The organism is Streptomyces viridochromogenes (genome assembly GCF_001270495.1).
Taxonomy (GTDB): Bacteria; Actinomycetota; Actinomycetes; order Streptomycetales; family Streptomycetaceae; genus Streptomyces; species Streptomyces viridochromogenes_A.
This window is the reverse complement of sequence record NZ_LGUR01000117.1, coordinates 267,109-293,909: the sequence shown is the minus strand read 5'-3', so window position 1 is coordinate 293,909 and position 26,801 is coordinate 267,109. Positions and strand designations below refer to the sequence as shown.

At 71.3% G+C, this 26,801-nt stretch carries 24 protein-coding genes; 14 read left to right on the top strand and 10 right to left on the bottom strand.

Going from position 1 to position 26,801, the window contains the following annotated elements:
- Positions 1 to 15: 15 nt before the first annotated feature.
- From ADK36_RS13310 to ADK36_RS13300, 3 genes are all read left to right on the top strand, one after another.
- Complete coding sequence (locus ADK36_RS13310) at positions 16 to 207, top strand: hypothetical protein (protein WP_048579405.1); 192 nt, start codon at positions 16 to 18, stop codon at positions 205 to 207.
- Between the two features lie 68 nt (positions 208 to 275).
- Complete coding sequence (locus ADK36_RS13305; protein ID WP_048579404.1) at positions 276 to 1,292, top strand: NAD(P)/FAD-dependent oxidoreductase; 1,017 nt, start codon at positions 276 to 278, stop codon at positions 1,290 to 1,292.
- A 189-nt stretch (positions 1,293 to 1,481) separates the two neighbouring features.
- Positions 1,482 to 2,489 carry an NAD(P)H-binding protein gene (locus tag ADK36_RS13300; RefSeq protein WP_199830161.1) on the top strand — a complete coding sequence of 336 codons (1,008 nt, stop codon included), beginning with the start codon at positions 1,482 to 1,484 and terminating at the stop codon, positions 2,487 to 2,489.
- A gap of 124 nt (positions 2,490 to 2,613) precedes the next feature.
- Here ADK36_RS13300 and ADK36_RS48795 read toward each other — a convergent pair whose 3' ends face one another.
- On the bottom strand, positions 2,614 to 2,760 hold the full coding sequence (locus ADK36_RS48795; RefSeq protein WP_159029074.1) for a hypothetical protein: 147 nt from the start codon (positions 2,758 to 2,760) through the stop codon (positions 2,614 to 2,616).
- A 178-nt stretch (positions 2,761 to 2,938) separates the two neighbouring features.
- Between ADK36_RS48795 and ADK36_RS13295 the strand changes: the two genes are divergently transcribed.
- Positions 2,939 to 3,295 (top strand): hypothetical protein, encoded by a 357-nt coding sequence (locus tag ADK36_RS13295; protein ID WP_234329754.1) that lies wholly within the window; start codon positions 2,939 to 2,941, stop codon positions 3,293 to 3,295.
- A 139-nt stretch (positions 3,296 to 3,434) separates the two neighbouring features.
- Positions 3,435 to 3,800 (top strand): hypothetical protein, encoded by a 366-nt coding sequence (locus ADK36_RS13290; protein ID WP_199830160.1) that lies wholly within the window; start codon positions 3,435 to 3,437, stop codon positions 3,798 to 3,800.
- Between the two features lie 272 nt (positions 3,801 to 4,072).
- Here the strand turns inward: ADK36_RS13290 and ADK36_RS13285 are convergent, their stop codons facing one another.
- The gene (locus ADK36_RS13285) at positions 4,073 to 5,875 is read right to left on the bottom strand and encodes a thiamine pyrophosphate-requiring protein (RefSeq protein WP_048579402.1); all 1,803 of its coding nucleotides are present in this window, start codon (positions 5,873 to 5,875) and stop codon (positions 4,073 to 4,075) included.
- 248 nt (positions 5,876 to 6,123) lie between these two features.
- Between ADK36_RS13285 and ADK36_RS13280 the strand changes: the two genes are divergently transcribed.
- On the top strand, positions 6,124 to 6,915 hold the full coding sequence (locus ADK36_RS13280) for an RNA polymerase sigma factor SigF (protein WP_048579401.1): 792 nt from the start codon (positions 6,124 to 6,126) through the stop codon (positions 6,913 to 6,915).
- A 20-nt stretch (positions 6,916 to 6,935) separates the two neighbouring features.
- Here the strand turns inward: ADK36_RS13280 and ADK36_RS13275 are convergent, their stop codons facing one another.
- Positions 6,936 to 8,063, bottom strand: coding sequence for a GAF domain-containing protein (locus ADK36_RS13275; protein WP_053197590.1), 1,128 nt, complete (start codon positions 8,061 to 8,063; stop codon positions 6,936 to 6,938).
- Between the two features lie 124 nt (positions 8,064 to 8,187).
- Here ADK36_RS13275 and ADK36_RS13270 point away from each other — a divergent pair, with 124 nt between their 5' ends.
- The 4 genes from ADK36_RS13270 to ADK36_RS13255 all read left to right on the top strand — a co-directional run bounded on the left by ADK36_RS13270 (position 8,188) and on the right by ADK36_RS13255 (position 12,360).
- Positions 8,188 to 8,904, top strand: a complete 717-nt coding sequence (locus ADK36_RS13270; RefSeq protein WP_053197588.1) for an ANTAR domain-containing response regulator — start codon at positions 8,188 to 8,190, stop codon at positions 8,902 to 8,904.
- A 151-nt stretch (positions 8,905 to 9,055) separates the two neighbouring features.
- The gene (locus ADK36_RS13265; protein WP_053197586.1) at positions 9,056 to 9,952 is read left to right on the top strand and encodes a hypothetical protein; all 897 of its coding nucleotides are present in this window, start codon (positions 9,056 to 9,058) and stop codon (positions 9,950 to 9,952) included.
- A 99-nt stretch (positions 9,953 to 10,051) separates the two neighbouring features.
- Positions 10,052 to 11,299: an aminotransferase class I/II-fold pyridoxal phosphate-dependent enzyme gene (locus ADK36_RS13260; RefSeq protein ID WP_048579397.1), complete on the top strand. Its 1,248-nt coding sequence runs from the start codon at positions 10,052 to 10,054 to the stop codon at positions 11,297 to 11,299.
- Positions 11,296 to 12,360, top strand: a complete 1,065-nt coding sequence (locus ADK36_RS13255) for an MBL fold metallo-hydrolase (protein WP_053197772.1) — start codon at positions 11,296 to 11,298, stop codon at positions 12,358 to 12,360. Before ADK36_RS13260 ends, ADK36_RS13255 begins: the two co-directional genes overlap by 4 nt.
- Before the next feature lie 93 nt (positions 12,361 to 12,453).
- On the opposite strand, the gene ADK36_RS13250 is transcribed toward ADK36_RS13255, so the two are convergent.
- Both ADK36_RS13250 and ADK36_RS13245 read right to left on the bottom strand, forming a co-directional pair.
- Positions 12,454 to 13,074, bottom strand: a complete 621-nt coding sequence (locus ADK36_RS13250) for a DedA family protein (RefSeq protein ID WP_053197584.1) — start codon at positions 13,072 to 13,074, stop codon at positions 12,454 to 12,456.
- A complete protein-coding gene (locus ADK36_RS13245) occupies positions 13,071 to 13,844 on the bottom strand; it encodes an MBL fold metallo-hydrolase (RefSeq protein ID WP_053197770.1) in 774 nt (257 codons plus the stop codon). The genes ADK36_RS13250 and ADK36_RS13245 overlap by 4 nt, the downstream gene beginning before the upstream one ends.
- Positions 13,845 to 13,928: 84 nt before the next feature.
- Here ADK36_RS13245 and ADK36_RS13240 point away from each other — a divergent pair, with 84 nt between their 5' ends.
- The 4 genes from ADK36_RS13240 to dnaK all read left to right on the top strand — a co-directional run bounded on the left by ADK36_RS13240 (position 13,929) and on the right by dnaK (position 19,294).
- Positions 13,929 to 14,336, top strand: coding sequence for a hypothetical protein (locus ADK36_RS13240; protein WP_048579394.1), 408 nt, complete (start codon positions 13,929 to 13,931; stop codon positions 14,334 to 14,336).
- A gap of 130 nt (positions 14,337 to 14,466) precedes the next feature.
- The gene (locus ADK36_RS13235; RefSeq protein ID WP_048579393.1) at positions 14,467 to 16,575 is read left to right on the top strand and encodes a phage holin family protein; all 2,109 of its coding nucleotides are present in this window, start codon (positions 14,467 to 14,469) and stop codon (positions 16,573 to 16,575) included.
- A 138-nt stretch (positions 16,576 to 16,713) separates the two neighbouring features.
- On the top strand, positions 16,714 to 17,142 hold the full coding sequence (locus ADK36_RS13230) for an OsmC family protein (protein ID WP_048579392.1): 429 nt from the start codon (positions 16,714 to 16,716) through the stop codon (positions 17,140 to 17,142).
- A 262-nt stretch (positions 17,143 to 17,404) separates the two neighbouring features.
- Positions 17,405 to 19,294, top strand: coding sequence for a molecular chaperone DnaK (dnaK, locus tag ADK36_RS13225; protein ID WP_048579391.1), 1,890 nt, complete (start codon positions 17,405 to 17,407; stop codon positions 19,292 to 19,294).
- Positions 19,295 to 19,297: 3 nt separating this feature from the next.
- On the opposite strand, the gene narI is transcribed toward dnaK, so the two are convergent.
- The 5 genes from narI to ADK36_RS13200 all read right to left on the bottom strand — a co-directional run bounded on the left by narI (position 19,298) and on the right by ADK36_RS13200 (position 26,749).
- Positions 19,298 to 20,020 carry a respiratory nitrate reductase subunit gamma gene (narI, locus tag ADK36_RS13220; protein ID WP_048579390.1) on the bottom strand — a complete coding sequence of 241 codons (723 nt, stop codon included), beginning with the start codon at positions 20,018 to 20,020 and terminating at the stop codon, positions 19,298 to 19,300.
- Entirely contained in the window at positions 20,017 to 20,511 is a 495-nt protein-coding gene (gene narJ / locus ADK36_RS13215; protein WP_048579389.1) for a nitrate reductase molybdenum cofactor assembly chaperone, read from the bottom strand. Before narJ ends, narI begins: the two co-directional genes overlap by 4 nt.
- Entirely contained in the window at positions 20,511 to 22,145 is a 1,635-nt protein-coding gene (gene narH, locus ADK36_RS13210) for a nitrate reductase subunit beta (protein ID WP_053197582.1), read from the bottom strand. The genes narJ and narH overlap by 1 nt, the downstream gene beginning before the upstream one ends.
- Positions 22,145 to 25,849 (bottom strand): nitrate reductase subunit alpha, encoded by a 3,705-nt coding sequence (locus tag ADK36_RS13205; RefSeq protein WP_053197580.1) that lies wholly within the window; start codon positions 25,847 to 25,849, stop codon positions 22,145 to 22,147. The genes narH and ADK36_RS13205 overlap by 1 nt, the downstream gene beginning before the upstream one ends.
- Positions 25,850 to 25,933: 84 nt before the next feature.
- Positions 25,934 to 26,749, bottom strand: a complete 816-nt coding sequence (locus tag ADK36_RS13200; RefSeq protein ID WP_048579386.1) for an SAM-dependent methyltransferase — start codon at positions 26,747 to 26,749, stop codon at positions 25,934 to 25,936.
- Positions 26,750 to 26,801 lie beyond the last annotated feature (52 nt).

Here is a 26,801-nt window from a genome sequence, read left to right as displayed (position 1 = left end):
CGGGGCGTCCACTGGATGGCCGGGGACGCGTCCGCCGGGTCGCCGGGGGGAGCGTCCGCCGGGGCGCCGGGCACCGACTCCGTCGGCTCCTGTCGGAACACCTCACCGGCCTCGGCGAACGGATCGTCATACCCGGCGGGGCACTTCCCGCACCTCGAACAGCCCAAGACGGTCGCCGACCACATGGTGGGCTTCCTGAACAGCTGACCCCCCTCCAACCACCCAGAACTCGAAGGGCTGACCGAACCATGACTGACAAGGAAAGGCAGGAGGCCATGGCTGTGGCGACTCCTCCGTACGTGAGCGACGCACTGGCCGAGGGGACCGTTGACGCGGTGGTGATCGGCGGGGGCGCCGCGGGGCTGAACGGTGCACTGATCCTCGCCCGTTCCCGCCGCTCGGTCGTCGTGATCGACAGCGGCTCCCCGCGCAACGCGCCCGCGGAGGCCGTGCACGGCCTCCTCGCCCTGGACGGCACCCCGCCGTCCGAGATCCTTCGACGGGGCCGGGAGCAGGTGCGCCAGTACGGCGGACGCGTCGTGTCCGGCGAGGTGGTCTCGGCCGAGCCTGCCGCCCCGTCGGCGGACGGGGACCTGCGGTTCACCGTCACCCTGGCCGACGGCCGCCACATCACCGCTCGCCGCATCCTGGTGGCCACCGGCCTCACGGATGTGCTGCCCCAGGTGCCCGGGCTCGCCGAGCACTGGGGGCACAGTGTGGTGCACTGCCCGTACTGCCACGGCTGGGAGGTGCGCGACGAGCCCATCGGTATCCTCGCCACCGGCGAGGCCTCCATCGACCACGCGTATCTGTTCCGTCAGCTGACCGAGGACCTGACCTACTTCACCCACGGCACCGACCTGGACGAGGACAGCCGCGCCCGCTTCGCCGCCCGCGGCATCCGCATCGTCGACACCCCGGTCACCGAGGTCGTCAACGACGCCGACGGTGCCCTCGCCGGGGTGCGCCTGGCCGACGGCCAGGTCGTGGCCCGCCGCGTCGTCGCGGTCGCCGCGCCGATGCAGGCCCGCACTAAGGGTCTGGAGGGTCTGGGCCTGCCGGTGCTGGACCTGCCGAAGGGCCGCGGTTTCGCCTCCGGCACGGCCGGGACCACCGAGGTGCCGGGTGTGTGGGTGGCCGGCAACGTCACCGATCTGGTCGCCCAGGTCGGGGCCTCCGCAGCGGCCGGCGCACTGGCCGGCGCCGACATCAACAGGATGCTGGCCATCGCGGACACCGACGCAGCCCTCCAAGCGATCGCCGAGGCAAGCCCCAAAGCGGCCACACCATGATCTCCAAGCCCTGAGATCCCAGCCCGCCACCCGCCCTCCTCACCTTCACCGGTGAGGAAACCAATCAGATACCAGACGATTTTCAGTCATGCCCACCAAGCAGGCAGCAGGAGCGTCGCGCCGAGGTCAACGCCACCCTCCTCGGCTTTCTGAACGGCCGACCACCCCAACCAGATGGAGGACACAGCAATGACGGAACGCAATCCCATTCTGATCACCGGCGCCGGCGGCCAAGTCGGTGGCGTGAGCAGGGTGATGGTCGACATGCTGCTCGAACAGGGCCACCCGGTGCGCGCGTTCGTGCGACGGGACGACGAACGCGCGCAGTCGCTGCGCGAGGCCGGGGCCGAGGTCTTCGTCGGCGACTTGCTCAAACTCGCGGACGTGGCCGCCGCACTGAAGGGTGTCCGGCGCATCTACTTCAGCATGAGCGCGCAGCCGTACTACGCCGATGCCCTCACCTTGATGGCCGCGGCGGCGCGAGCCCAGGGCGACATCGAGGCCTTCGTGCACCTGTCCAACTACGAGCAGTCGTACATGACGCTCGAGAAGATGACCACACCGGATGAGGAGCGGCGTTCCTGGCTCGGCGGACTGGTCACGGACTGGTCACCGCAGCAGCGGGCGCACTGGGTCTGCGAGCAGGTGCTGGACTGGTCCGGCCTCCCGACCGTCAACGTACGTGCGACCACGTTCGCCGAGTCCCCCCACCTGACCTGGATGCAACTGGGCCCGCTGAGCAACGGTGAACTGCGCCTGCCCTACGGCAACCAGCGGCTCGCGCCCATCGCCGTTCACGACCTGGCAGAGGTGTGCGTGAAGATACTGGTCGACCCCGCACCGCACATCTCGAAGTCCTACGCGCTCACCGGCCCGGAGCTGAAGGACATGTACGGGTTCGCTGAGGACTACGCAGCCGCGCTGGGACGCCAGGTCACCTACATCCCTGAGGAAGTGGAGGCCTGGAACGAGACCTTCATAGACGAGACCCTCCTGCAGGAGGCCCTGGGCGACCCGGCTGCGGCCCGGCACGTGGCGGCGCACCTGAGGATCCAGGCCAGGCTGATCGCCGGCGGGCGGTACGACGTCCTCTCCGACCAACTGGAAACCCTGCTCGGGCGCCCACCGCGGACCATGCGGTGGGCGCTGCAGAACAACGCTCGCCTGCGCGAACCGGCGGTTGCCCCGAACCACTGAGCGCTCCGGAGCAGAACATGACGCCACACCGGAGTCCTCAGCCTGAGAGTGCGGAACGTGAGCTCTTGTTAGCTTCGTGGTTGAGGTTGGGGAAGGATCGCTGGTCGCGGGTGGGGGGTGGCTCTCAGGCGTCGGGGCGGGCGAACAAGCCGGGTTCGGCTTCGATGAGGATGCCCCGGCTGAGCAGGCGTTTCAGTTTGGAGCGGATGCCTTCGGTGTGCTTCGGGAGGATCGGCAGGTCGAAGGCCTGGCAGAGGTCGCGGGCGCGCATCGGTCGGCCTGCGTCTGCCAGGGCGGTGAGGATCTGCTGGTAGGCGGGGTGGTCCGGGATGTCGGGGCGGTGGCGGGTGAGGGCAGCGGGAGGGTGAGGAGGGTCTTGCGGGTGATACGCAGGTTCTCGCTCTCCGCGTCGAGTTGGACAGACCTACGCCACCCACATCATGCCCGGCATGATCCTGCTGGGTCTCGGCCTCGGCGGGGTGATGACCACCGCGTTCCAGGGGGCGACCTCAGGCCTGCACCGCGATGACACGGGCGTCGCCTCGGCGCTGATCAACACCGGTCAGCAGGTGGGCGGCTCGATCAGTACGGCGCTGCTGACCACCGTCGCCTCGTCGGCCACGACCGACTACCTGACTTCGCACAAGCCCAGCGCGCTGGCCGCGGCGCAGGCCGGGGTCGAGGGCTACACGGCCACCCTGGCGTGGGACTCCGGGATCTTCGTGGCCGGTGCGGTGATCGCGGCGTTCCTGATTCCGAATCGGGCTCTGGAGCCGTCCGAGGGCGAGCCCGTGATGGCCCACTGAGCCTGAATCCACCTTAGAGATGCCCTGCTACCTGCGATGACTGTTGTTCTCAGGACACGAGTCAGCGCAGGTAGGCAGGGCATCTCCAGGGTGGTGGCCGGCCACTACCGAACGGACGCCTCCTGCCCGCCTTTGCCGTGTGCGACAGCCCGGCCCCACCATCGGGCCCGACGCGTTCCTCGCACCGGAGCACAAGGTGGTGTTGGCCGGCGACACCGAGGAGGCGCGCGCCATCGGTCGCCAGACGCTCGAGATGTACCTCAGCCTGAAGAACGCCCTCGCCAACTGGAAACGGATGGGGTTCAGCGACGAAGACCTCGCCAAGCCCGGCAGTGACCGCCTCGTGGACGCAGTCGTGGCCCACGGCACCGCCGATGCCGTCGCGGCGAGGGCGAAACAGCACCTCGATGCGGGCGCGGATCACGTACCGCTGCAGGTACTGACGTCACCCGACAAGCTCGTGCCCGCACTCGCCGAACCGGCCGGGCCACTCGGCCTGCAGTGAACGTCCGACCCAATTAGCCAGAATGCGACGGGACTTGACGACTGCTTCCGTGCGTGACATCACCGAGGAGAATGAGCATCGTATGCCCGGTCGGCGGTCATCCTCACCCCTGTTCATCTTGAAGCCGGCGGGGTCGTGGCTATGCGGAGGAGTTCGGCCGAGCGCTGTACCCACCAGTCGAGTAGGTACGGCACTGAACAGTTCACCGCGCTACTGAACTGACCACTGAACTGTGTCGTGCGCAACTGAACTCTTCAGTGCCGTTCAACAGTTCAGTGGCCCTTCTTCTCCCGCCCCGGCAGGAACTCCTGCACCTTCGCCTTGAACCCCTGCCTGATCATCGACCCGCGATCCGCGTCCCCCTTCAGGATCGACGAGGCCGTGGCCTCCATCTGCTCCCAGGTGGCGTGCGGCGGGATCGGGGGTACGGCGGGGTCGGTGAGGAACTCGATGACCGCGGGGCCGTCCGCCTCCAGGCCCGCCCGCCAGCCGGCCTCGACGTCCTCGGGCTTCTCGACGCGGATGCCCGTCAGGCCGAGGCTGCGGGCGAAGGCGGCGTACTGCACGTCCGGAAGCTCCTGGGAAGGCAGGAAGGACGGGGCGCCCTCCATGGCGCGCATCTCCCAGGTGACCTGGTTGAGGTCATGGTTGTTCAGCACGGCCACGACCAGGCGCGGGTCCTCCCACAGGTCCTTGTACTTCGCCGCCGTGATCAGCTCCGCGAGGCCGTTCATCTGCATCGCGCCGTCGCCGACCAGCGCGATCGCCGGACGGTCCGGGTGGGCGAACTTGGCGCCGATCGCGTACGGCACACCGCAGCCCATCGTCGCGAGGGTCCCGGAGAGCGACCCGCGCATGCCCGGCCGCATCGTCAGGTGGCGGGCGTACCAGTTGGCCGCCGAGCCCGAGTCGGAGGAGACGATCGCGTTGTCGGGGAGCAGCGGGGCCAGGGTGCGGGCGACGTACTCCGGGTTGATGGGGTCGGCGGACTGGTTCGCCCGCCGCTCCATCACCTCACTCCAGCGCGCCACGTTGTCGCACACCGTGTCGTACCACTCACGGCCGCGCTCCTCGGACCTGATCAGCGGGATCAGCCGCTCCAGCGTCGCCTTCGCGTCGCCGACCAGGTTCACCTCGTACGGATACCGCATCCCGACCATGTGCGGATCGATGTCGATCTGCACCCCCCGCGCCTCGCCGAAGTCCGGCAGGAACTGCGTGTACGGGAAGGAGGACCCGATGGTCAGCAGGGTGTCGCAGTCGCGCATCAGCTCGTACGAGGGGCGGGTGCCCAGCAGGCCGATCGAGCCGGTGACATACGGTAGTTCGTCGCTCAGCGCGTCCTTGCCGAGCAGGGCCTTGGCCACGCCGGCGCCGAGCAGTTCGGCGATCCGCTCCACCTCGGCCCGCGCGCCGGACGCGCCCTGACCGACCAGGATCGCCACCTTGTCACCGGCGTTGAGGATCTCGGCCGCCCGGCGGATCGAGTCGTCCGAGGGGATCGACGTCCAACCGCTGCGGTCCAGGCTGGAGGGCACCATCTTGAACTCGTGCGTGGGCGGCGAGTAGTCGAGCTCCTGCACGTCGCCGGGGATGATGATCGCCGTGGGCGCACGGCGCGCGTACGCGGTGCGGATCGCCCGGTCCAGGACGTTCGGCAGCTGCTCGGGGACCGTCACCGTCTCCACGAAGTCCGAGGCGACGTCCTTGAACAGGGTGTGCAGATCCACCTCCTGCTGGTACGAGCCGCCCATCGCGGTGCGGTGCGTCTGGCCCACGACGGCCAGGACGGGGACATGGTCGAGCTTGGCGTCGTACAGGCCGTTCAGGAGATGGATCGCGCCCGGTCCGGACGTCGCCGCGCACACCCCGAGACGGCCGCTGAACTTGGCGTAACCGACCGCCTGGAACGCGGACATCTCCTCGTGCCGGGACTGGATGAAGCGGGGCTTGTTCTCGGCGCGGCCCCAGGCGGCGAGCAGGCCGTTGATGCCGTCGCCGGGATAGCCGAAGACGTGCTCCACACCCCACTCGCGAAGGCGCTGCAGGACATGGTCGGCGACCTTGGTGCTCATGCGGGACCTCCCGGGTCCGGTGGGGGACTGTGCGGCTCCGCTCCGAGTGACCCTGCCGGACGGTGGAAAACCTGCCCGGGGGTTTGCGGCCCGGGGGCGGGGGCAGGCGAAGAATCAGTGCTTCGGACAGGAGGCACGTCCGTGGGAGCGGGGATTCCCCGCCACGGGTGTGTCCCGCTCCGGTACGCGCCCGCACTCCCATGGTGACCGTCCAAGCCAGAGCACAACCAAGGGAGTTGCGACGCACGATGCCCACTTCAGTGAGCGCGAAGCACCACCCGCACGACGACGCCCCCGATACCGCGGAGGACTTCCGCAAGCTCGCCACCCTGCCCGAGGGGCAGCAGCGCGACACCGTCCGCGAGAGGATCGTCGAGGCATGGCTCCCCATGGCCGACCGGCTCGCCGGACGGTTCCGCAGCCGCGGCGAGAGCTTCGACGACCTGCGCCAGGTCGCCGCCCTCGGACTGGTCAAGGCCGTCGACCGGTACGACCCCGAACGCGGCAACGCCTTCGAGAGCTATGCCGTGCCCACCATCACCGGCGAGATCAAGCGGCACTTCCGCGACCACATGTGGACGCTGCATGTGCCGCGCCGGGTGCAGGACCTGCGTAACCGCGTCCGGTTCGCCGTCCAGGACCTGCAGACCGTGTCCGGTCGCCGTCCGACGGTCGCCGAGATCGCCGCGCACGCGGACATGAGCGAGGCCGACGTCAAGGTCGGCCTTGAGGCACTGGAGAGTTTCACCGCCCTGTCGCTGGACGCGGAGCTGCCCGGCAGCGACGACGGGTACTCGCTCAGCGACGCGCTGGGCTCCGCCGATCCCGCCTTGGACACGGTCGTGGACCGTGAGGCGGTCGCGCCTCGGCTGGCGGCGCTGCCCGAGCGTGAGCGGGCGATTCTGTACATGCGGTTCTTCGGGGACATGACGCAGAGCCGGATCGCCGAGCAGCTCGGCATCTCGCAGATGCATGTGTCCCGGCTGATCAGCCGGTGCTGCAGCCGGGTACGGGAGCAGGTTCTGAGCGACGTGGGTTGAGGGGCGGGTTTCGCGCCCCTTCAGGGGGTTGCTGTCGCCGCCAGTGATATGTGGCGGGACATCGTGTCCAGCGCCTTTGCCTCCGCCATCGAGAAGGCGAGGCGGGCTCCGCATCTGAACAGTGTCAGGACGCCTTCCACGGCGCCCCCGACCACGACAGGCACGCACAGCAGTGACGTGACGTTCGCCTGTACGAGGACGGGGGCGCCCTCGGGATCGCGGCCGAAGGCGTCCGGGTCCGGGGGACGGACCTGCAGGGCGGGGGAGGCCGAGCGGGCCGTCTCCACGACGAGGGGGCAGGTGGCCGGGGACTGGGACGACAGCGTCTTCGCCTCCTTCTCCGAGGGGGCCAGCACCGTCGTACGGGACAGGCCGTCCGTGCCCGTGTCGGCGATCACCCAGTCGGCGAGGCGGCCATGGAGGACCCGGGCCGCCTCCCGGACGACCGCCTCGCGGTCGCCGCGCGGTGCGGTCAGGAGGGTCGTGGTCATCTCGTCCAGGACGTCCATCAGGGCCGCGTGCCGGGTCGCCTCGGTGAGGTCGGAGACCTGGGTCGTCGGGCTTTCGGTCACGCCTGCGGACTCGGACGCGCTGAGGTCCCCCGGCTGTAGCACCACCAGCACGGTGGTGTGCGGTTCCCCGCTGGGGCGGACGGCGGTCAGGGTCGCGTGGACCGGCACGGACGGGCGCTGCTGGAGGCGCACGGTGAGGCTGCGGTCGCCCTCACCGCGGGCCACGGCCGCAGCCTGGGAACGGAAGGCGGCCCGGTCGGCATGGGCGAGCAACCCGGTCAGCGGCCGGCCCGTCGCATAGCCCGCCCGGACACCCGTGAAGGACGTCGCCGCGAAGTTCAGCCGCCGCACCACCGCCTCCCGGTCCACCAGCGCCACGGGGAGCGGAAACCGCTGGAACACGGCCCGGAGCAGATGCTGCTCCTGGCGGTCGGCGGACGTCGTGCGGGGCGGTCCCGACGAGGACAGCCGCTCGTACCACGGCCACAACTGGTCGGCGACATGGTCGAGTTCGAAGATGGCCGCGTCCAGTACCGTCGGCAGGTCCCCTTCCGACACGGACCGCGCCGCCTTGAGTTCCGCGACGCGGCGCACGAAATCCGCGAGCTCTTCACCGAATTCGTCGGTCTTCGCCATAGGGACGAACCTAGCTCGTGGTGACGTGCTCCGGGACGGCGGGGCGCCCACAGGTTCTGCCTGTTCCTCCGCTGTTTTTCCCGCGCGGGTCCGGGAACGCGCAGAAAGATAGGAGGAGTTGAGGATGTCCGCTCACCACCCAGTGGGTCACTGGGGACACGAGTCCGCCGAAGCCGCCCTTCCGGGGCGCCGGTTGTCCGAGCTGGTCGAACAGGCCGTGCGCTGCACCACCGACTGCTGCGGAGCGAGCAGCGTCGTCGCCGAGGCGGGAGCCGAGCGGCCCGCCGCCGTCACCCATCCCGACCTCGCCGGACTCGTCGCCGTGCAGCTCCGCTCCGGGGACGGACCCATTCCGGCCGCCCTGGAACGCGGCGAGCCTGTCGACTCGGCCGACCTGTTGCGCGACGAGCGCTGGCCGGACTACCGCGCCATGGCGCTCGACTCGGGCGTGCGCTCCAGTGTCACGCTCCCGTTCCGCCGTTCCGTGCTGACGGTGACGCTCAGTCTCTACAGCTTCCGGCCGGGCGCCCTGGAGGACGTCGCCCACGGCCCCGTGCACGCTCTCGGCGACTTCGCGGCCAGCTGCCTGGTCCGCGACCGCTCCTACCGCGCCGCGCTCACCGAGCTCGACCAGCTCGACACCGCCCTGCGCACCCGGCCCGTCGTCGACCAGGCCTGCGGCATCGTCATGCACGTCCTCGGCTGTGACGCCGACGACGCCTTCGGCGTACTGCGCCGCATCTCCCAGGGCACCAACCGCAAGCTCTCGGACGTCGCGGCCGGGGTCGTCAGCCGACGGGGCCGCGGCCTGGAGCGCGACTTGGCGGCGCTGCTGAACTGACGCTGCTGAACTGACGGGGATGTCACCCGCTCGGCCGTGCTCCGTCCCGCGAATGGTGCCCGGCCGCGCGCGCCCGGCCGCCGGGCGGGCTGTCATGGCTGGGGGCACGACCGCCGTACCCCCGCAGCCGTCGGCCGAAGGAGCTCACCCCATGCGCCGCACCGTCCGCGCCCTGTCCGTCGCCGCTCTGGCCGGTGTCGTCCTGGGCTTCGCCGCCTCGGCCGTCTTCGCGGAACCGACCGCGGAGGTCAGCCCCGGCAGCGTCTCCCCGGGCGGCAGCGTCACCATCTCGGTCTCCTGCGACCCGATCGGCGGGACCGCGCCCGCCACCCTCGACGCCACCTCGCAAGCCTTCGAGGAGGGCACCGTCGAGCTGAAACGGGTCTCCGGCAACGACGAGAAGAGCGCCGGGCCCGCCTACAGCGGCACCGCCCGCATCCCCCCGGCCGGGAACTTCGAGGGCGACCCCGACGCGGTCGGATCGGACTCCGCATGGACAGTGGACGGCACCTGCCCGGCGGCGCCCGGAGGGGAGGGCAAGGAGTGGAGCGCGACGTTGACGGTGGCCCTCGACACCGGCGGCAAGGACGGAGGCAAGGACGGAGGAAAAGAGGGCGGCAAGGACGGAGGCATGGGCGGCTCGGACGGTGGCCAGGTTGGCATGGAGGGGGGCCACGACGGCGGCCAGGGCGGCGACGACGGGGGCCACGAGGGCGGCATCGAGGGCGGCCACGACGGCGGCCAGGGCGGGATGGAGGGTGGCAGCGGCGGCACGGGCGGCGGCGGTCAACACTGCGCCGATCCCCGTTCGGACAGAGCCGAACCCGACATGGCCGAACCCGACAAGGCCGCACCTGACATGGCCGAACCCGACAACGCCGAGGCCGACTGCGCCGACGAGGCGAGCCACCACGGTGTGCGGGCCGGCTCGGGCGGCACCTTCACCGACTCCGTCCCCGCGCTGGTCGCCGGCGGTCTCCTGATCGCGGGCGCGGCCGGCGGCGCGGTGTACCGACTGCGCCGCAAGGCGCCCACCACGGAGGACTGACGCACGCCGACGCTGTGACGGGCGCAACCTCTGCGGGCGCCCATGGGACGGCGGCACGATGGGTACTCACTGAGGCACCAGGCACAGCGCGGAGGCACCATGCGCCCGACGGACCCCGAAGGCCACGGCCCCGTCCGCTACGGACCGCCGCACCCGGGCGACGGGCTGCCCGTGCTGCCCGAGCTGGCCGCCGTCCTCGCCGCGGCCGCCGGCAGGGCCGAGAGCGAGCCCGTCGGGGGCGGCGCCGCACTCCTGGAGGCCGCGTGCGGATACTGGGACCGGCGTGGGCTGCCGACCCGGCCCGAGCAGGCGGTGGCCGCTCCCGGGGCGCCCGCCCTGCTGCTCGCGCTGACCGCCGCGCTCGGCGGCGACGTCCTGGTGCCCCGGCCCTGTGCCGCCTGGTGGGCGCCGTACGCACGACTGCTGGGCAGACCCGTCTTCCATGTGGCGACACCGGCCGAGAGCGGCGGTGTGCCGGATCCGTACGCCCTCCTGGAGACCGTCCGCCGGGTCCGTGCCGAGGGCGGTGACCCGCGGCTGCTCGTGCTGTCCGTCGCCGACGACCCCACCGCCACCGTGGCCCCGCCCGAGGCACTGCACGAGACCTTGGAAGCCGCCACCGACGAGGGGTTGCACCTGGTCAGCGACGAGACCTGGCGCGACACGGTGCACGCCCCGCACGACACCGTGCTGCTCAGCCCCGCCGAGATGCTGCCCGAGCAGGTCACCGTCGTCACCGACCTGGCCGGCGCCCACCTCCCGCCGGGCTGGCCGGCCGCGGTCGCCCGGTTCCCCGCGGACGGCGCCGGGAACGGCCTCCACGCGCGCGTGCTCGACGTGCTCACCGCGCTCGGCGCCCGGGTCGCCGGGCCGGTCGCCCACGCCGCCGGGTACGCGCTGGAGGAGCCCGAGCCGGTTACCACACGGATCACCGCCGCCGTACGCCTGCACGCGCGCGTGGCCGCCGCCGCGCACACCGCCGCGGTGGGAGCGGGCGCCGTGGCGCGGCCCCCGCAGGCCGGGCGGCACCTGTACGTCGACCTCGGCCCGCTGCGCGCCGGGCTGTCCGCGCACGGCGTGGGGGACGCGCAGGACCTGGAGGACTTCCTCGCCGCCCGGCTCGGCATGCCCGCGCCGGGCGGGCACCGCTTCGGCGACGACCTCGGCGCGCTGCGCGTACGGCTGTCCACCGGACCGCTGCTGGCCGGCACGGACGAGGAACGAGCGCAATGCGTGACTTCACCCTCGCCGCTGGAACTGCCGCACGTGCACCGCGCGTTGATCCACTTGAAGTCGGTCTTCGACGACCTCCGTGACGAAGCTCAGCGATGGGAGCCTCCTCGATGACGCAGCAGTCCGAGTCACCCACGTCGACCACACCGCGCAGGCCCACCCGGGACGCCGGCGCTCCGGCAAACCCGTCACCCTTCGCGTCCCCGTTCCCGCCGCTCCCCGCACCCCGTCCGCTGGGCGAACGCCGGGTGTGGCCGCGGACCTTCCACGACCGGCTCACCGCCCCGCTGCCCGGCTTCAAGACCCTCGCCCGCTTCGCCCGCGAGGGCTCCGTACGCCCCGGGCGGGAGGGCCTCGCCGACATCGCCCGGCTGCCCTTCGAGCCTGGCCCGGTGCCCCGCGTGGACGCGGACACCGTCGCCGTCTCCTGGGCGGGGCACGCCAGTTGGGTCGTGCGGATCGGCGGACTGACCGTCCTCACCGACCCCGTCTGGTCACGCCGCATTCTCGGCACCCCGGCCCGGATCACCCCCGTCGGCATCGCCTGGGGCGCCCTCCCGCGCGTCGACGCGGTCGTCATCAGCCACAACCACTACGACCATCTGGACGCTCCCACCCTGCGCCTACTCCCGCGCGACACCCCCGTGTTCGTACCGGCCGGTCTCGCCGCCTGGTTCCGTCGCCGCCGGTTCACGCAGGTCACCGAGCTGGACTGGTGGGAGGCGGCCGAACTGTCCGGCGTCCGCTTCGACTTCGTCCCCGCCCACCACTGGTCCAAGCGCACCCTCGTCGACACCTGCCGCAGCCTGTGGGGCGGCTGGGTGCTCACCGCCCCGGACGGCCGGCGCGTGTACTTCGCGGGCGACACCGGCTACGGCCACTGGTTCACCCGCATCGGCGAGCGCTACCCCGGCATCGACCTCGCCCTGCTCCCCATCGGCGCCTACGACCCCCGCTGGTGGCTGAGCGACGTCCACTGCGACCCGGAGGAGGCGGTCCGAGCGGCCCAGGACCTGGGGGCGCGCCGGATGGCACCGATGCACTGGGCGACGTTCGTGCTGTCGGCGGAACCGGTCCTGGAGCCGCTGACACGCGTGCGCGCGGCTTGGGAGAAGGCGGGACTGGACCGGGAAAACCTGTGGGACATGCCGGTCGGCGCTTCCAGGGTGCTGTAGTGCAGCCCGCCTAGGGGCGCGGGGCTGTATCGACATGCGGCTCCGCCGCGCGGGCGCGAGCAACCACATACGGTCCGCACCCCGCAACGAACATCACCGGGCAGATCGAACCCGCCTCCACACACTGGGCGCCACACTGATGACCAGCGTCAGCGCCACCGCCGCAACCACACCCTCCCAAGGCTCCGAGAACAGCGACCCGCCAAGAATCCCGATCAACTGATACGTCACAGCCCAGGCCAGGCAGGCCGGCAAGTTCCCGCGCGCAAACCTCCGCATCGGCCACGTCGCCAGCAGACACGCCAACATCACCGGCAACCGCCCCGCCGGCACCAGCCGGGACAGCACCAGCACCGCCACCCCATGCGCGGCGAGCTTTTCCTGCGCCTGCGTGAGCCGGTCCTCCGGCGCACGCGAGCGGATCGCCTCCAGCCAGCGCGAGCCGTTCTTCGAGCCCATGCCACGCCGCCCCAGCCAGTACAACGTCGCGTCCCCCAGGAACGCGGCCGTCGACGCCGTCACGAACACCAGCGCCAGCGAGAACGGTGCCGTCTGATGAAACGCCACCACCGCCGCCGAACTCACCAGCGCGCCCGTCGGGATCACCGGCACCAGCGCCCCGATCAGCACCAGCAGGAACAGCGACGGATAGCCGATCGCCTGCTGCGTCGACTGCGTCGGCACCACCGTCGTGGCGGCGGCCAGCAGCGTCACCGCGCCACCTCCGGGCGCACGCGCTCCCCGTGCGCGAGCCGATGCACCGAAACGCCGGGCGCGCGCTCCGCCGCGAGCCGTGCGAACTCGTCGCCGGGTGCGTGGAATTCATGGGGGCGTACGGCGTCCATGCCGATCGGCCAGTACGTGCCGTAGTGCACCGGCACCGCGCTGCGCGGCGCGAGCCGGGCCAGTGCCTCGGCCGCCCGCCCCGCGTCGAGGTGCCCTTCCCCGAGATACGGTCCCCAGCCGCCGACCGGCAGCAGCGCCACGTCGACCGGCCCGACCTCCTTCGCCATCGCGTCGAACAGCCCGGTGTCCCCGGCGAAGTACGTCCGAGCCTCGCCCTCGATGACATAGCCGAGGGCGGGGGCGCGACGCGGGCCGACCGGCAGCCGCCGCCCGTCGTGCCGCGCGGGCACGGCCCGTACGGCCAGACCGCCCACCGTCGTCACATCCCCCGGCTCCACCTCGCTCACCTGCAGGTGCGTGAGCCGGCGCAGGCCCGGCACCGCCCGGAGCGCGCCCCGGGGCACGAGCAGGCGGGTGCCCCGCTCCAGCCTGGCCAGGGACGGGACATGCAGATGGTCGGCGTGCAGGTGGGAGACCACGGCGACATCCGCGCGCCAGGCGGCGGGCGGTGGCGGCGCGCCCCGGCGGCGACGAAGGTGCGCGAGCCGGCGTGCGAACAAAGGGTCGGTGAGAACGCGCATGTTCGAATCCTCGACCGTGCAGGTGGCGTGCCCCCACCACGTGATCTCCACCGGCACCTTCTTTGCCTCCTTCACGCGACTCCCCGAAGCGTACGGGCTGCAGTAGGGTCGGCGGCGAAACCCGGAGGTGAGGGGGACGCCATGGGGGCATCCGTAGTGCGCGTGACGGCGATCGCCAGTCTGACGCCGCTCGAAGAGCTGGACGCCGACCCCTTCCTGGTGGACTCCCGCAGCCAGCACGCGATGTGCGCGCGCTGGGCCGCCGAGCACGGGTACGTCGTCGCGCGCGAGCTTCTCGTACGCCGGTTGCGGGCCGACCACAGCGTGCTGTGGGAGGGCGTCCACCCGGGCCTCGACCTGTTCGTGGCGCCCAGCCGGAGAGTGCTGGAGAGCGCGTTGTCGTCCGTCGAGGAGTTCACCGCGGAGTGCGCGCGCCGGGGGGTGCGGGTGGAGATCGTGGGGCGGGCCGAACCCTCGTACGACGCGCAGATGAAGGCCCGGGTACACCGAAGACTGTCGATGCCGACAGCGGGTTACGACGGCCGTTGAAAGGTCGTCTGGCGTCTGCGGCGCCGTCGTGGCCGGTCGCGCAGTTCCCCGCGCCCCTCCCGGGGCTCCGCCCCAGGGATGGGGCGGGTAGGGGCGGCGGGGGCGAGAGAATGGGGCCGGGAGGTGGGCTGTGCGTGGTGGCCGTTGGCGACGGGTCGTCAGTCAGGTAGGGCGGAGCGTCACCGTATGGGCGGTCTCGACCGTCACCATGCTCGTGCTCGCCGGCGTCCTCCCCGACTTCCAACTCCAGTCCGCCGACGGCGACAGCGCCACCAGCATCGCCATGACCGCGGCCCTCGGCGCCGGTGCCTTCGGTCTGCTGTCCGCGCTGGTCTGGCCTCTTCTCGTACGGCTCCTGCTGCTCGTGCCCGCGCTGGTGCTCGGCCTCCTCGTCTTCTTCCTCAACGGCTCGCTGCTCATCGTCGCCCTGCGTCTCGTGCCCTCCGGCGACAGCGAGGCCGCCCCCGAGACCGCCGTCATCGTCGCCGCCGTGATGTCCGCCGTGGCGTCGGCCACCGGCGCCGCCCTTGCCGTACGGGACGACGACGCGTACAGGCGCCGGCTGTACCGCCTGGCCGACCGCCGCCGCAGGGCCCTGCCGCCGGGCCCGTCCAGCCCCGGCACCGTCTTCATCCAGCTCGACGGCGTCGGCCACGACGTCCTCCTCGACGCCGTCGGCAAGGACCTGATGCCGACGGTCGCCCGCTGGCTGGGCAGCGCCGCGGGCAGCGGGACCGGAGACAGCCCCGGCGCCCCCGCCCGCCCCACCCACCGGCTCACCCCCTGGCGCACCGACTGGTCCAGCCAGACCGGCGCCAGCCAGCTCGGCATCCTGCACGGCAGCAACCACGACGTCCCCGCCTTCCGCTGGTACGAGAAGGCCGGCCGTGAGGTGATGGTCTGCAACCGTCCCGCCAACGCCGCCGAACTCCAGCGCCGCGCCATCGACCGCACCGGCGACGGCGGACTGCTCACCGCCGACGGCGCCAGCCGCGGCAACCTCTTCAGCGGCGGCGCCGACGAGCAGGCCCTCGTGCTGTCCATCGCCACCAGGCGGCGCGGCCGTGAGAACCGTTCCCGCGCGGGCTACTTCGCCTACTTCTCCGACCCGGCCAACGCCGTGCGCACGGCCCTGTCCTTCATCGCCGAGGTCGGCCGCGAGATCGGCCAGTCCTCCCGGGCCCGCGTCCGAAAGGTCCGCCCGCGCGTCTCCCGCGGCGGCCTCTACCCTTTCGTCCGCGCCTTCGCGACCGTCGTCGAGCGAGACGTCGTCGTGGCCGCGGTGATGGGCGACATGCTCGCCGGCCGCACCGCCGTGTACGCCGACCTCGTGGCGTACGACGAGGTGGCGCACCACTCCGGGCCGTGCAGCCGGGACGCCGACCAGGTCCTCGAACGCCTCGACCGGGCGCTCGCGTTGATCGAGAACGTCGCCGAGCACGCGCCGCGGCCGTACCGGATCGTCGTGCTGTCGGACCACGGCCAGAGCCCCGGCGAGACCTTCCGGTCCCGCTACGGACTCGGCCTCGGCGATCTGGTGCGGGCCGGCTGCGGGCTGCCCGTGCCGCGCAGGGCGCAGCGCACCCACAGCGGCGCCGAGGCCCGTGCGGCCGTCCGCGCGGCGCTGCGCCGACCCGTCGAGGAGGGCGGTGAGCAGCGTCGCCCCTCCCGCCGCTCGGAGCCGATCGTGCTCGCGTCCGGCAACCTCGGCCTGATCTCCTTCCCGGACGTGCCGCACCGGATGACCAAGGAGGAGATCGACGCCCGCCACCCGGCCCTGCTCACCACCCTCGCCAACCACCCCGGCGTCGGATTCCTGCTCGTCCGCAGCGAGGAGCACGGCGGGGTGGTGCTGGGCGCGTACGGCGCGGAGGTCCCGCTGGACCGACTGGACGACGATCCGGGGCCGTTGAAGATCTTCGGGCCGGGCGCCGCCGACGCCGTACGCCGCACGCACTCGTTCCCGAACGCCGCCGACATCATGGTCAACTCCGCGTACGACCCGGCCGAGGGCGGCGAGGTCCTCGCCTTCGAGGAGCAGATCGGCTCGCACGGCGGACTCGGCGGGGCGCAGGGGAAGCCGTTCCTGCTGTCGCCGGTCGTCTTCTCCGCGCCGGCCGGTGACGGGGAGGACCTCGTGGGCGCCGAGCACGTGCACCGCGTGCTGCGCCGCTGGCTGCGGGAATCGAACGGGCCCCAGGTGCCGTTGGGGGCGGAGCCGGAGGAACGGGCCGCCTGAAAATCGGCGGCCCCCGAGATGCTGCACGCCACCTGCCGTTCACCCCGCGTAGGCCGGTCTTCCAGGTGCGGTGCGCCGGAGTGTGATCGGATAGGGGAACGGACCCAGGAAACGGGCCCCCACGCGAAAGGAAGAATCGTGGCTACCACGCGCTCCGCACACACCGTCTGGGAAGGCAACCTGCTCGAGGGCAACGGTGTCGTCAACTTCGACTCTTCAGGTGCCATCGCCGCCCAGCCGGTCACATGGGCCTCGCGCTCCCAGGACGCCAACGGCAAGACCAGCCCTGAGGAGCTGATCGCGGCCGCGCACTCCAGCTGCTTCTCGATGGCGCTGTCGCACGCTCTGGCGGGTGCCGGGACGCCGCCGGCCAAGCTCGTCACCTCGGCCGACGTGAACTTCCAGCCGGGGGAGGGGATCACGGGGATTCACCTCACCGTCGAGGGGACGGTGCCGGGTCTCGATGCCGAGGGCTTCGCTGCGGCGGCGGAGGATGCGAAGAAGAACTGTCCGGTGAGTCAGGCGCTGACCGGCACGAACATCACTCTGTCGGCGAAGCTGGTGTAGCTGGTGTAGCGGGTGTAGCGGGTCGCCCGAGGGGGTGCCGCGGCGGCTGTGTGGCGGCTGCGGCGCCCTGGGGGGCTTGTCGCGCAGTTCCCCGCGCCCCTGGGGGGGCGGCCCTGCGGGCCTGCCCCCCAGGGCCCCAGAGACTGAGCGGGCGCTCAGTTCTCGTTTGGTAGCCGGCCCCCCGGTCACTCGTCCCATTGACAAGAACCCACTCAAGTTTTGTGCTGGAGTTCAAGGGGCGCCCTGGCGGAAGGGGACAGCGATGGCACGCGCGGTCGGGATCGATCTCGGGACCACGAACTCGGTGGTCGCCGTCCTGGAGGGCGGCGAACCCACAGTCGTCGCCAACGCGGAGGGAGCCAGGACCACACCGTCGGTCGTGGCCTTCGCCAAGAACGGCGAGGTGCTCGTGGGGGAGGTGGCCAAACGGCAGGCGGTGACGAACATCGAGCGCACCGCCCGCTCCGTGAAGCGGCACATGGGCGAAGGGACCTGGCGCTTCCCGGGCCAGGGCGACATCGACGGCACCCGCTACCGGGCGCAGGAGCTGTCCGCCCGGGTGTTGCAGAAGCTCAAGCGGGACGCCGAGTCCTATCTCGGCGAGGACGTCACCGACGCGGTGATCACGGTCCCGGCGTACTTCGACGACTCCCAGCGGCAGGCGACGAAGGAGGCCGGGGAGATCGCGGGCCTGAAGGTCCTGCGGATCATCAACGAGCCCACGGCCGCCGCCCTCGCCTACGGCCTCGACCGGGGCGAGGAGCAGACGGTGCTGGTCTTCGACCTCGGCGGCGGCACCTTCGACGTCTCGCTGCTGGAGATCGGTGACGGCGTCATCGAGGTCAAGGCCACGAACGGTGACACTCATCTGGGCGGCGACGACTGGGACCAGCGGGTCGTCGAGCACCTGGTGAAGAAGTTCAAGGGGCAGAACGGCATCGACCTCGGCAACGACAAGATGGCGCTGCAACGGCTGCGCGAGGGCGCCGAGAAAGCCAAGATCGAGCTGTCCTCCTCGTCCGAGACGACGATCAACCTGCCGTACATCACCGCCTCCGCCGAGGGCCCCCTCCACCTCGACGAGAAACTGACCCGCGCCCAGTTCCAGGAGCTCACCGCGGACCTCCTCGACCGCTGCAAGACCCCCTTCCACCAGGCGGTCAAGGACGCCGGCATCAAGCTCTCCGCGGTCGACCACGTCATCCTCGTCGGCGGCTCCACCCGGATGCCCGCCGTCACCGACCTGGTGAAGGAACTGACGGGCAAGGACCCGCACAAGGGCGTCAATCCCGACGAGGTCGTGGCCGTCGGCGCGGCTCTCCAGGCGGGTGTCATCCGTGGCGACGTCAAGGACGTCCTCCTGCTCGACGTCACCCCGCTGTCCCTCGGCATCGAGACCAAGGGCGGCATCATGACCAAGCTCATCGAACGCAACACGACCATTCCCACCCGGCGTTCGGAGATCTTCACCACGGCCACCGACAACCAGCCCTCGGTCGGCATCCAGGTCTACCAGGGCGAACGCGAGATCGCGGCGTACAACAAGAAGCTCGGCGTCTTCGACCTCACGGGTCTGCCCCCGGCCCCGCGCGGTGTCCCGCAGATCGAGGTCGCCTTCGACATCGACGCCAACGGGATCATGCACGTCTCCGCGAAGGACATGGCGACCGGCCGCGAGCAGAAGATGACGGTGACGGGCGGCTCGGCCCTGCCGAAGGACGACATCGACCGCATGATGCGGGACGCCGAGGAGTACGCCGAGGAGGACCGCAAGCGCCGCGAGGCGGCCGAGACGAGGAACCAGGCCGAGCAACTCGTCTACCAGACCGAGAAGTTCGTCCGCGACAACGAGGACAAGGTCCCCGCGGACACCAGGTCGGAGGTCGAGTCGGCGGCAGCTGAGCTGAAGCAGCTCCTGGCGGAGAGCGCCGAGACGAACGCCCTGCGCACCGGCATCGAGAAACTCGCCACGGTGAGCCAGAAGATGGGCCAGGCCATGTACGCCCAGACCCAGCAGACAGCGACCGGTGCCGACGCCGGCGCCGGTGCGGGCACCGGCAGTGGCACGGAACAGACCTCACCGCAGGACGACGACGTGGTGGACGCCGAGATCGTCGACGACGACCGGGACGCGAAGGGCGGTGCCGCCTAGGCGCTAGGCGTCGGTCTTCTCCCACCCGCGCCGCTCCGGCCGGGGGCCCAGCTGTCGGGGGTCCCGGCTGCGGTACACCAGGTACGGCCGGAACAGATACTGCACCGGCGCGCTGAACATGTGCACCAGCCGGGTGTACGGCACCAGCGCGATCAGTGCCATGCCGATCAGCGCGTGGACCTGGTACAGGACCGGCACGCCGGCCATCAGGTCGGTGTCCGGGCTGAGGGTGAACAGGCTGCGGGCCCACGGGGCGATGGACTGGCGGTAGTCGTAGCCGTCGCCGGAGGAGTGGGTCAGCTTGGCGACCATGCCCAGCACGATCGCCGCGACCAGCACGACGTACATCGCCTTGTCGTTGGCGGTCGTCGCCCGGAACACCGGAGCCCGGGTGCGGCGGCGGTAGAGCAGCAGCGCGATCCCGCCGACCGTGACGAGGCCGGCCGCCGTACCGCCGTAGAGCGAGAACAGGTGGTAGGTGTGCTCGCTCACGCCGACGGTGCCCGTCCACGACTCGGGGACGAACAGCCCGACGACATGGCCGACCAGCACGAAGAGGATGCCGTAGTGGAAGGCGGGCGAGGCGATGTTCAGGAGCCTCGACTCGTACACCTGGGACGAGCGGGTGGTCCAGCCGAAGCGGTCGTAGCGGTGCCGCCAGAACAGGCCGGCGACCAGCAGGACGAAGGTGACGTAGGGCAGGACGCCCCAGAGGAGTGTGGTCATGGGCGCGTCCCCGGCTGCGCGGTCGGCAGGGTGGCGCACACGGCGTCCAGTACGGACGCGTACGGTGTGCCGAAGTCGGTGAGCCGTGCGCGGAGCTGGTCCAGGCAGTCCCGGTGTTCCAGCAGGAGATCGGTGTTGCCGGTGCGGGCCGCGAACTCCAGTACCGCGGGCAGGAAGTCGGGCAGCTCCTCGCCGGTGAACTCCAGGCCGTGGTCGCGGTAGAGGTCCTTGAAGCGGACCAGTGACATGCCGCGCCGCCGGGTGTCCCCGTCGCGCCACCAGCTCAGATACAGGCTGTGACGGTTCTTGAGGTCGAAGACCTGCACGTAGTGCGCGGCCAGTTCGGTGGGTGGTGTCACGGCCGCGTGGTCGGTGAACTCCCGCAGTTGCGGGGCCGCCTCGCGCAGCAGCGGCAGTCGGGCGCGGAAGTCGTCGTCGGGGTAGGTCAGGCAGAGGGCGGCCGCCTGGTAGAGCACCTCGAAGGACGGCATCAGGCCTCCTCGGGTTCGGCTGTGGCATCGGCTGTGGGGGTGGTGTCGGCCGTGTCGTCCGCGGTCTGCCGTCGGCGCAGGAGGTGGAAGTTCTCCACCGGCACCAGCGGCAGCAGCTTGCGGCCCGAGTCCTGGCCGAAGGGGCCGTCCCCGCCCATCCCGGGCCCGCCGTCGTAGTCGAGGCTGCACCCCTCGGGGAGCGCCGATTCCTCCAGCCGCCGGGCGTCCGCGACGGCCGCGGTCGGAATCACGTACCGGTCCTCGTACTTGGCGATCGCCAGCAGCCGGTACATCTCCTCGATCTCACGCGCCTGCATGCCCACGGCGTCCGGCACGGAAGGATCCGGCTCCTCACCGAGGTTGATCGCCCGCATGTGGGCGCGCATCGCGGCGAGCTTCTCCAGCGAGGACCGGACCGGACCGATGTCACCGGCCGTGAACATCTCCGCCAGGTACTCCAGCGGAATGCGCAGGCTGTCGATCGCCCCGAACAGGTTCCCGGCGTCCTCACCGTCGTGCCCGGTCTCGCTCAGCGCGTCCACCACCGGGGAGAGCGGCGGTATGTACCAGACCATCGGCATCGTCCGGTACTCCGGGTGCAGCGGGAGCGCGACCCGGTACTTGCTGATCAGCGCGTGCACGGGGGAGCGGCGGGCCGCCTCCACCCAGTCGTACGGGATCCCCGCCGCGTCGCACGCGTGCCGCACCCCGGCGTCCTCGGGGTCGAGGAAGACACCCAACTGCGCCTCGTACAGGTCCCGTTCGCTGCGCACCGATGCCGCGGCGGTCACCCTGTCGGCGTCGTACAGCACCACCCCGAGATACCGCAGCCGGCCCACGCACGTCTCCGAGCAGACCGTCGGCAGACCGACCTCGACCCGCGGATAGCACAGCGTGCACTTCTCGGCCTTGCCGGTGCGGTGGTTGAAGTACACCTTCTTGTACGGGCATCCCGTCACGCACATCCGCCAGCCCCGGCACTGGTCCTGGTCGACGAGGACGATGCCGTCCTCCGCCCGCTTGTACATCGCCCCGGACGGGCAGGACGCCACGCAAGACGGGTTGAGGCAGTGCTCGCAGATGCGCGGCAGATAGAACATGAAGGTCTGCTCGAACTCGAACCGCACCTTGTCCGAGGCATGCCGGCGCGCCCGCTCGGCCATCGGGTCGAAGTCGCCGTAGGCCGGGGCGCCCGCGAGATTGTCGTCCCAGTTCGCCGACCACTCGATCTTCATCGGTTTGCCGTCGAGCTGCGAGATCGGCTGGGCGACCGGGAAGTCGTCGCCCAGCGGGGCGTCGGTGAGGTTCTTGTAGTCGTACGTCCAGGGCTCGTAGTAGTCCTTGATCTCCGGGAGTTCGGGATTGGAGAAGATCCCGGCGAGCTTGCGGATCCGGCCGCCCGCCTTCAGCTTCAGCGCGCCGCGCCGGTTCAGCTCCCAGCCGCCGCGCCACCGCTCCTGGTCCTCGTAGCGGCGGGGATAGCCCTGGCCGGGGCGGGTCTCCACGTTGTTGAACCAGACGTACTCCATGCCCCGCCGGTTGGTCCACGCCTGCTTGCAAGTGACCGAGCAGGTGTGGCAGCCGATGCACTTGTCGAGGTTCATGACCATCGCGATCTGGGCCATCGGGCGCATCAGTACTCGACCTCCTGGCTGCGGCGGCGGACCACCGTCACCTCGTCGCGCTGGTTGCCCGTCGGGCCCAGGTAGTTGAACGCCCAGGAGAGCTGGGCGTAGCCGCCGACGAGATGGGACGGTTTGAGGATCAACCGGGTGAGTGAGTTGTGGATGCCGCCGCGCCTGCCGGTGGTCTCGGTCCTCGGAACGGCGACCGTGCGTTCCTGCGCGTGGTGCATGTAGACGGTGCCGGCCGGCATCCGGTGCGAGACGACGGCTCGGGCGACGACGACGCCGTTGCGGTTGACCGCCTCCACCCAGTCGTTGTCCACGACACCGATCGCCTCCGCGTCCTGCGGGGACATCCAGATGTTCTGGCCGCCGCGGGAGAGGGCCAGCATGAAGAGGTTGTCCTGGTACTCGGAGTGGATGGACCACTTGTTGTGCGGCGTGAGGTAGCGGACCGTCACCTCCCGCTGCCCGTCAGGGCCGAGGCGCGGCTCGCCGAACAGCTGGTTCATGTCCAGCGGTGGCCGGTACACGGGGAGCGCCTCGCCGAGTTCGTGGATCCAGTCGTGGTCCAGGAAGAAGTGCTGGCGGCCGGTGAGGGTGTGCCAGGGCTTGAGATGCTCGGTGTTGAGGGTGAAGGCGGTGTAGCGGCGCCCGCCCGACTCGCTGCCGGACCACTCCGGTGACGTGATCACCGGCACGGGCGCCGCCTGCGTGTCCGCGTACGTGACCCGCTTGCCCTCGTGCTCGGCCGCCAGGTGCGCCATCTCCTGCCCGGTGCGGGCCTCCAGCGTGCGGAAGCCCTGGGTGGCGAGGCGGCCGTTGGTGGTGCCGGAGAGGGCGAGGATGGTGTTCGCCGCCTTCACGGCCGTATCGAGGGAGGGGCGGCCGTCGGGGGTCACGCCGTTCAGGTGCCGGAGGTCCTCGACCTCCTCGTCCGGCTTCAGCGTGATGCCCTTGGCGGGCAGGCCGAGCTGCTCGGCCAGCGGGCCCAGCGTCGTGAACCTGGCGCCGATCGCCGTGTAGTCCCGCTCCACGACGGTCAGCTGAGGCATGGTCCGCCCGGGGACCGGATCGCACTCCCCGCGCCGCCAGTCCAGCACGACGCCGCCCGGCTGGGCGATCTCGCCGGGGGTGTCGTGCTGGAGCGGCGTCGCGACCAGGTCTTTCCGCACCCCCAGATGGCCGACGGCGAGCTCACTCAGCCGCTCGGCCAGCGCCTTGAAGGTGTCGAAGTCGGTGCGCGCCTGCCACGGCGGATCCACGGCCGGGGTGAAGGAGTGGACGTAGGGGTGCATGTCCGTGCTGGACAGGTCGTGTTTCTCGTACCAGGTCGCGGCGGGCAGCACGACGTCCGACAGCAGCGTGGACGACGTTTGCCGGAAGTCCAGCGACAGCAGCAGGTCGAGCTTGCCCTCGGGTGCCTCGTCGCGCCAGGTCACCTCCCGCGGCCGTACGTCCTGCGGAGCCTCCTCGGCCTGGAGGGACGAGTGCGTGCCCAGCAGGTGCCGGGTGAAGTACTCGGCGCCCTTCGCCGACGAGCCGAGCAGGTTGGCCCGCCACAGCGTCAGCACCCGCGGCCAGTTCTCCGGCGCGTCCGGGTCCTCGCAGGCGAACTTCAGGGTGCCCGCCCGCAGTTCGGCCACCACCCTCGACACCGGGTCGCCGAACGTCTCGCCCAGCTCCAGCGGATTGCGGTCGAAGGTCGGATACGACGGCATCCATCCCACGCGCGCCGACAGCGCGAGGCAGTCGGCGCCCGTCATCCCCCGGAACCGGCCCGTGCCGAGCGGCGAGGCCAGCACGTCGGCCGTGAACCGGTCGTAGCGCCACTGGTCGGTGTTGAGGAACCAGTACGCCGTGCCGATCATCTGCCGTGGCGGCCGTGCCCAGTCCGACGCCGCCGCCAGCGTCGCCCAGCCCGTCACCGGACGGCACTTCTCCTGGCCCACGTAGTGCGCCCAGCCGCCGCCGTTGCGGCCCTGGCAGCCGGTGAGCTGCAGCAGGGCGAGAAAGGCGCGGTAGATGGTCTCGGAGTGGAACCAGTGGTTGGTGCCGGCGCCCATCAGGATCATGCAGCGGCCCTTCGACCGCTCGGCGGTCCGTGCGAACTCCCGGGCGATGCGTATGCACCTGACGGCCGGGACCGAGGTGTGCGCCTCCTGCCAGGCGGGCGTGCCGGGCGCGTCGGCGTCGTCGTACGACACCGGCCAACGGCCCGGCAGTCCCCGCCGCCCCACCCCGTACTGGGCGAGCAGCAGGTCGAAGACTGTCGTCACCAGCGGTCCGTGCGCACCGCCGAGCTTCGTCGCCGGGACACCGCGCCGTACGACGTCCCCGCGCCCCTGCCCGTGCGACCCGCCCTCGGTGTCGAAGCGCGGCAGCAGTACCTCGACACCCGCCGAGACCTCGCTGCCGTACAGGCTCAACTGCGGGCGTATGTCGCCGAGTTCGAGATTCCACCTGCCCTCGCCCGACTCGGACCAGCGGAAGCCGAGAGAACCGTTCGGGGCGACCGCGCGGCCCGTCGCGGCGTCCAGTACGACCGTCTTCCACTCGGCGCTTGCGCCCCTCTGGCCCAGGTCCGAGGCGCGCAGGAACTTCGCGGGGACGTAGGCCCCGTCCCGTTCCTCCAGGGTGACCAGGAAGGGCAGGTCGGTGAACTGCCGTACGTAGTCCGCGAAGAACGGTGTCTCGCGGTCGACGAAGAACTCCTTGAGGATGACGTGGCCCATGGCGAGGGCCAGCGCGCCGTCCGTCCCGGGGTGCGGGTGCAGCCACTCGTCGGCGAACTTGGCGTTGTCGGCGTAGTCGGGGGCGACCACCACGACCTTCTGGCCCCGGTAGCGGGCCTCCGCCATCCAGTGCGCGTCGGGGGTGCGGGTCACCGGGACGTTCGAGCCCCACATCATCAGATACGCCGCGTCCCACCAGTCGCCCGACTCCGGCACGTCGGTCTGGTCGCCGAAGACCTGCGGGGAGGCCACGGGCAGGTCGGCGTACCAGTCGTAGAAGGACAGCATCGGGGCGCCGATCAGGGAGTGGAAGCGGGCGCCCGCCGCGTGCGACACCATCGACATCGCGGGGATGGGGGAGAAACCGGCGATGCGGTCCGGGCCGTACGTCCTGATGGTGTGGACGTGTGCGGCGGCGACGATCTCGATCGCCTCGTCCCAACTCGCCCGGACCAGACCACCCTTGCCGCGTGCCCGCTGGTAGCGGCGGCGGCGCTCGGGGTCGCTCTGGACGTCCGCCCAGGCCAGGACGGGGTCGCGGAGGCGTTGCTTCGCCTCGCGGTACATCTCCAGGAGCACGCCGCGGACGTACGGGTAGCGGACCCGGGTGGGGGAGTAGGTGTACCAGGAGAAGGCGGCGCCGCGAGGGCAGCCGCGGGGCTCGTACTCGGGGCGGTCGGGGCCGACGCTCGGATAGTCGGTCTGCTGGGTCTCCCAGGTGATGATGCCGTCCTTGACGTACACCTTCCAGCGGCAGGAGCCGGTGCAGTTCACGCCGTGCGTGGAGTCCACGACCTTGTCGTGGCTCCACCGGTCCCGGTAGAAGGCGTCCGCCTCCCGCCCGCCGGTCAGCCGGACGCTGTGCAGATCGGGCGCGGGCGTACCCGGCCGGAAGAACCTGCCGGCCCTGAGCAGCGCCGCGCCGGGCTCGGGGGGTGGCTCGGCGGGCGGGGTGGGCGGTGTCCGCGTGTCGGTCACAGGCGCTCCCTTGCTTGCCCTGGTCCCTGATCACGAACCTAGGGCGATGCGCGGGAGCGCACCCCTTCACCGCACCCGTACGGGTCAGACCTTGCGGGCGACCCCCGCGTACACGGGCACGATGCCCTCCGCCTGGGCCGCCACGTCCTCCAGGCCCGGGCGCCAGCCGGACACCGGGATCACACCGGGGCCGAGCAGCTCCAGACCGTCGAAGAAGCGGGAGAACTCGGGGAGCGAGCGGGGGTGGAAGGAGGTGCCGCTGCGCCGGAAGTGCTCGGCTGCCTTGTCGATCGCGGCGGGGTTCAGATCGGGCGTCACCTGGGACAGGATCAGATAGCTGCCGGGCGCGAGCGCGGCGACGTACTTCGCCAGCAGGCCGTAGACGTCGTCGCCGTCGGGCTCGTCGCCCAGATAGTGGGTCAGTGCCACCAGGGACAGCGCGATGGGCGCACCGAAGTCCAGGGCCTCGCCCGCCCGGGCCAGCAGCGCGTCGGCGTCGCGGACGTCCGCGTGCACATAGGCGGTGGTGCCCTCGGCCGAGCTGTGCAGCAGGGCCTGCGCGTGGCGCAGGACGATCGGATCGTTGTCCGCGTACACCACCCTCGCCTCCGGGGCCACGCCCTGCGCCACCTGGTGCAGATTGGGTTCGGTGGGGATGCCCGTGCCGATGTCCAGGAACTGGCGGATGCCGGCCTCGGCGACCGTGGTGACGGCCCGGTGCATGAACCGGCGGTTGGCGCGCGCCCCGCGGACGGCGCTGCTGTCCACGGCGAGGATCCTGCGGGCCAGCTCCTCGTCCACCGGGTAGTTGTCCTTGCCGCCCAGCCACCAGTCGTACACCCGGGCCGGATGCGGCCGACTGGTGTCGATGCGGTCGGGCGCGGCGTCGGATCCGGTCATGCGGGGTGTTCTCCTCGGGCTCGTCTGCGGTCTCGGACAGGTAGGTCGTCCG

What these genes read in the sequence shown, in the direction of transcription:
- ADK36_RS13260 (WP_048579397.1), top strand. Translation starts at nt 10,052, where the DNA reads ATGCGCCCGACGGACCCCGAAGGCCACGGCCCCGTCCGCTACGGACCG.
- narI (WP_048579390.1), bottom strand. Translation starts at nt 20,020, where the DNA reads ATGACCACACTCCTCTGGGGCGTCCTGCCCTACGTCACCTTCGTCCTG.
- ADK36_RS13265 (WP_053197586.1), top strand. Translation starts at nt 9,056, where the DNA reads ATGCGCCGCACCGTCCGCGCCCTGTCCGTCGCCGCTCTGGCCGGTGTC.
- narJ (WP_048579389.1), bottom strand. Translation starts at nt 20,511, where the DNA reads ATGCCGTCCTTCGAGGTGCTCTACCAGGCGGCCGCCCTCTGCCTGACC.
- ADK36_RS13280 (WP_048579401.1), top strand. Translation starts at nt 6,124, where the DNA reads ATGCCCACTTCAGTGAGCGCGAAGCACCACCCGCACGACGACGCCCCC.
- narH (WP_053197582.1), bottom strand. Translation starts at nt 22,145, where the DNA reads ATGCGCCCGATGGCCCAGATCGCGATGGTCATGAACCTCGACAAGTGC.
- ADK36_RS13200 (WP_048579386.1), bottom strand. Translation starts at nt 26,749, where the DNA reads ATGACCGGATCCGACGCCGCGCCCGACCGCATCGACACCAGTCGGCCG.
- ADK36_RS13270 (WP_053197588.1), top strand. Translation starts at nt 8,188, where the DNA reads ATGTCCGCTCACCACCCAGTGGGTCACTGGGGACACGAGTCCGCCGAA.
- ADK36_RS48795 (WP_159029074.1), bottom strand. Translation starts at nt 2,760, where the DNA reads ATGCGCGCCCGCGACCTCTGCCAGGCCTTCGACCTGCCGATCCTCCCG.
- dnaK (WP_048579391.1), top strand. Translation starts at nt 17,405, where the DNA reads ATGGCACGCGCGGTCGGGATCGATCTCGGGACCACGAACTCGGTGGTC.
- ADK36_RS13305 (WP_048579404.1), top strand. Translation starts at nt 276, where the DNA reads ATGGCTGTGGCGACTCCTCCGTACGTGAGCGACGCACTGGCCGAGGGG.
- ADK36_RS13295 (WP_234329754.1), top strand. Translation starts at nt 2,939, where the DNA reads ATGATCCTGCTGGGTCTCGGCCTCGGCGGGGTGATGACCACCGCGTTC.
- ADK36_RS13310 (WP_048579405.1), top strand. Translation starts at nt 16, where the DNA reads ATGGCCGGGGACGCGTCCGCCGGGTCGCCGGGGGGAGCGTCCGCCGGG.
- ADK36_RS13240 (WP_048579394.1), top strand. Translation starts at nt 13,929, where the DNA reads ATGGGGGCATCCGTAGTGCGCGTGACGGCGATCGCCAGTCTGACGCCG.
- ADK36_RS13300 (WP_199830161.1), top strand. Translation starts at nt 1,482, where the DNA reads ATGACGGAACGCAATCCCATTCTGATCACCGGCGCCGGCGGCCAAGTC.
- ADK36_RS13255 (WP_053197772.1), top strand. Translation starts at nt 11,296, where the DNA reads ATGACGCAGCAGTCCGAGTCACCCACGTCGACCACACCGCGCAGGCCC.
- ADK36_RS13275 (WP_053197590.1), bottom strand. Translation starts at nt 8,063, where the DNA reads ATGGCGAAGACCGACGAATTCGGTGAAGAGCTCGCGGATTTCGTGCGC.
- ADK36_RS13285 (WP_048579402.1), bottom strand. Translation starts at nt 5,875, where the DNA reads ATGAGCACCAAGGTCGCCGACCATGTCCTGCAGCGCCTTCGCGAGTGG.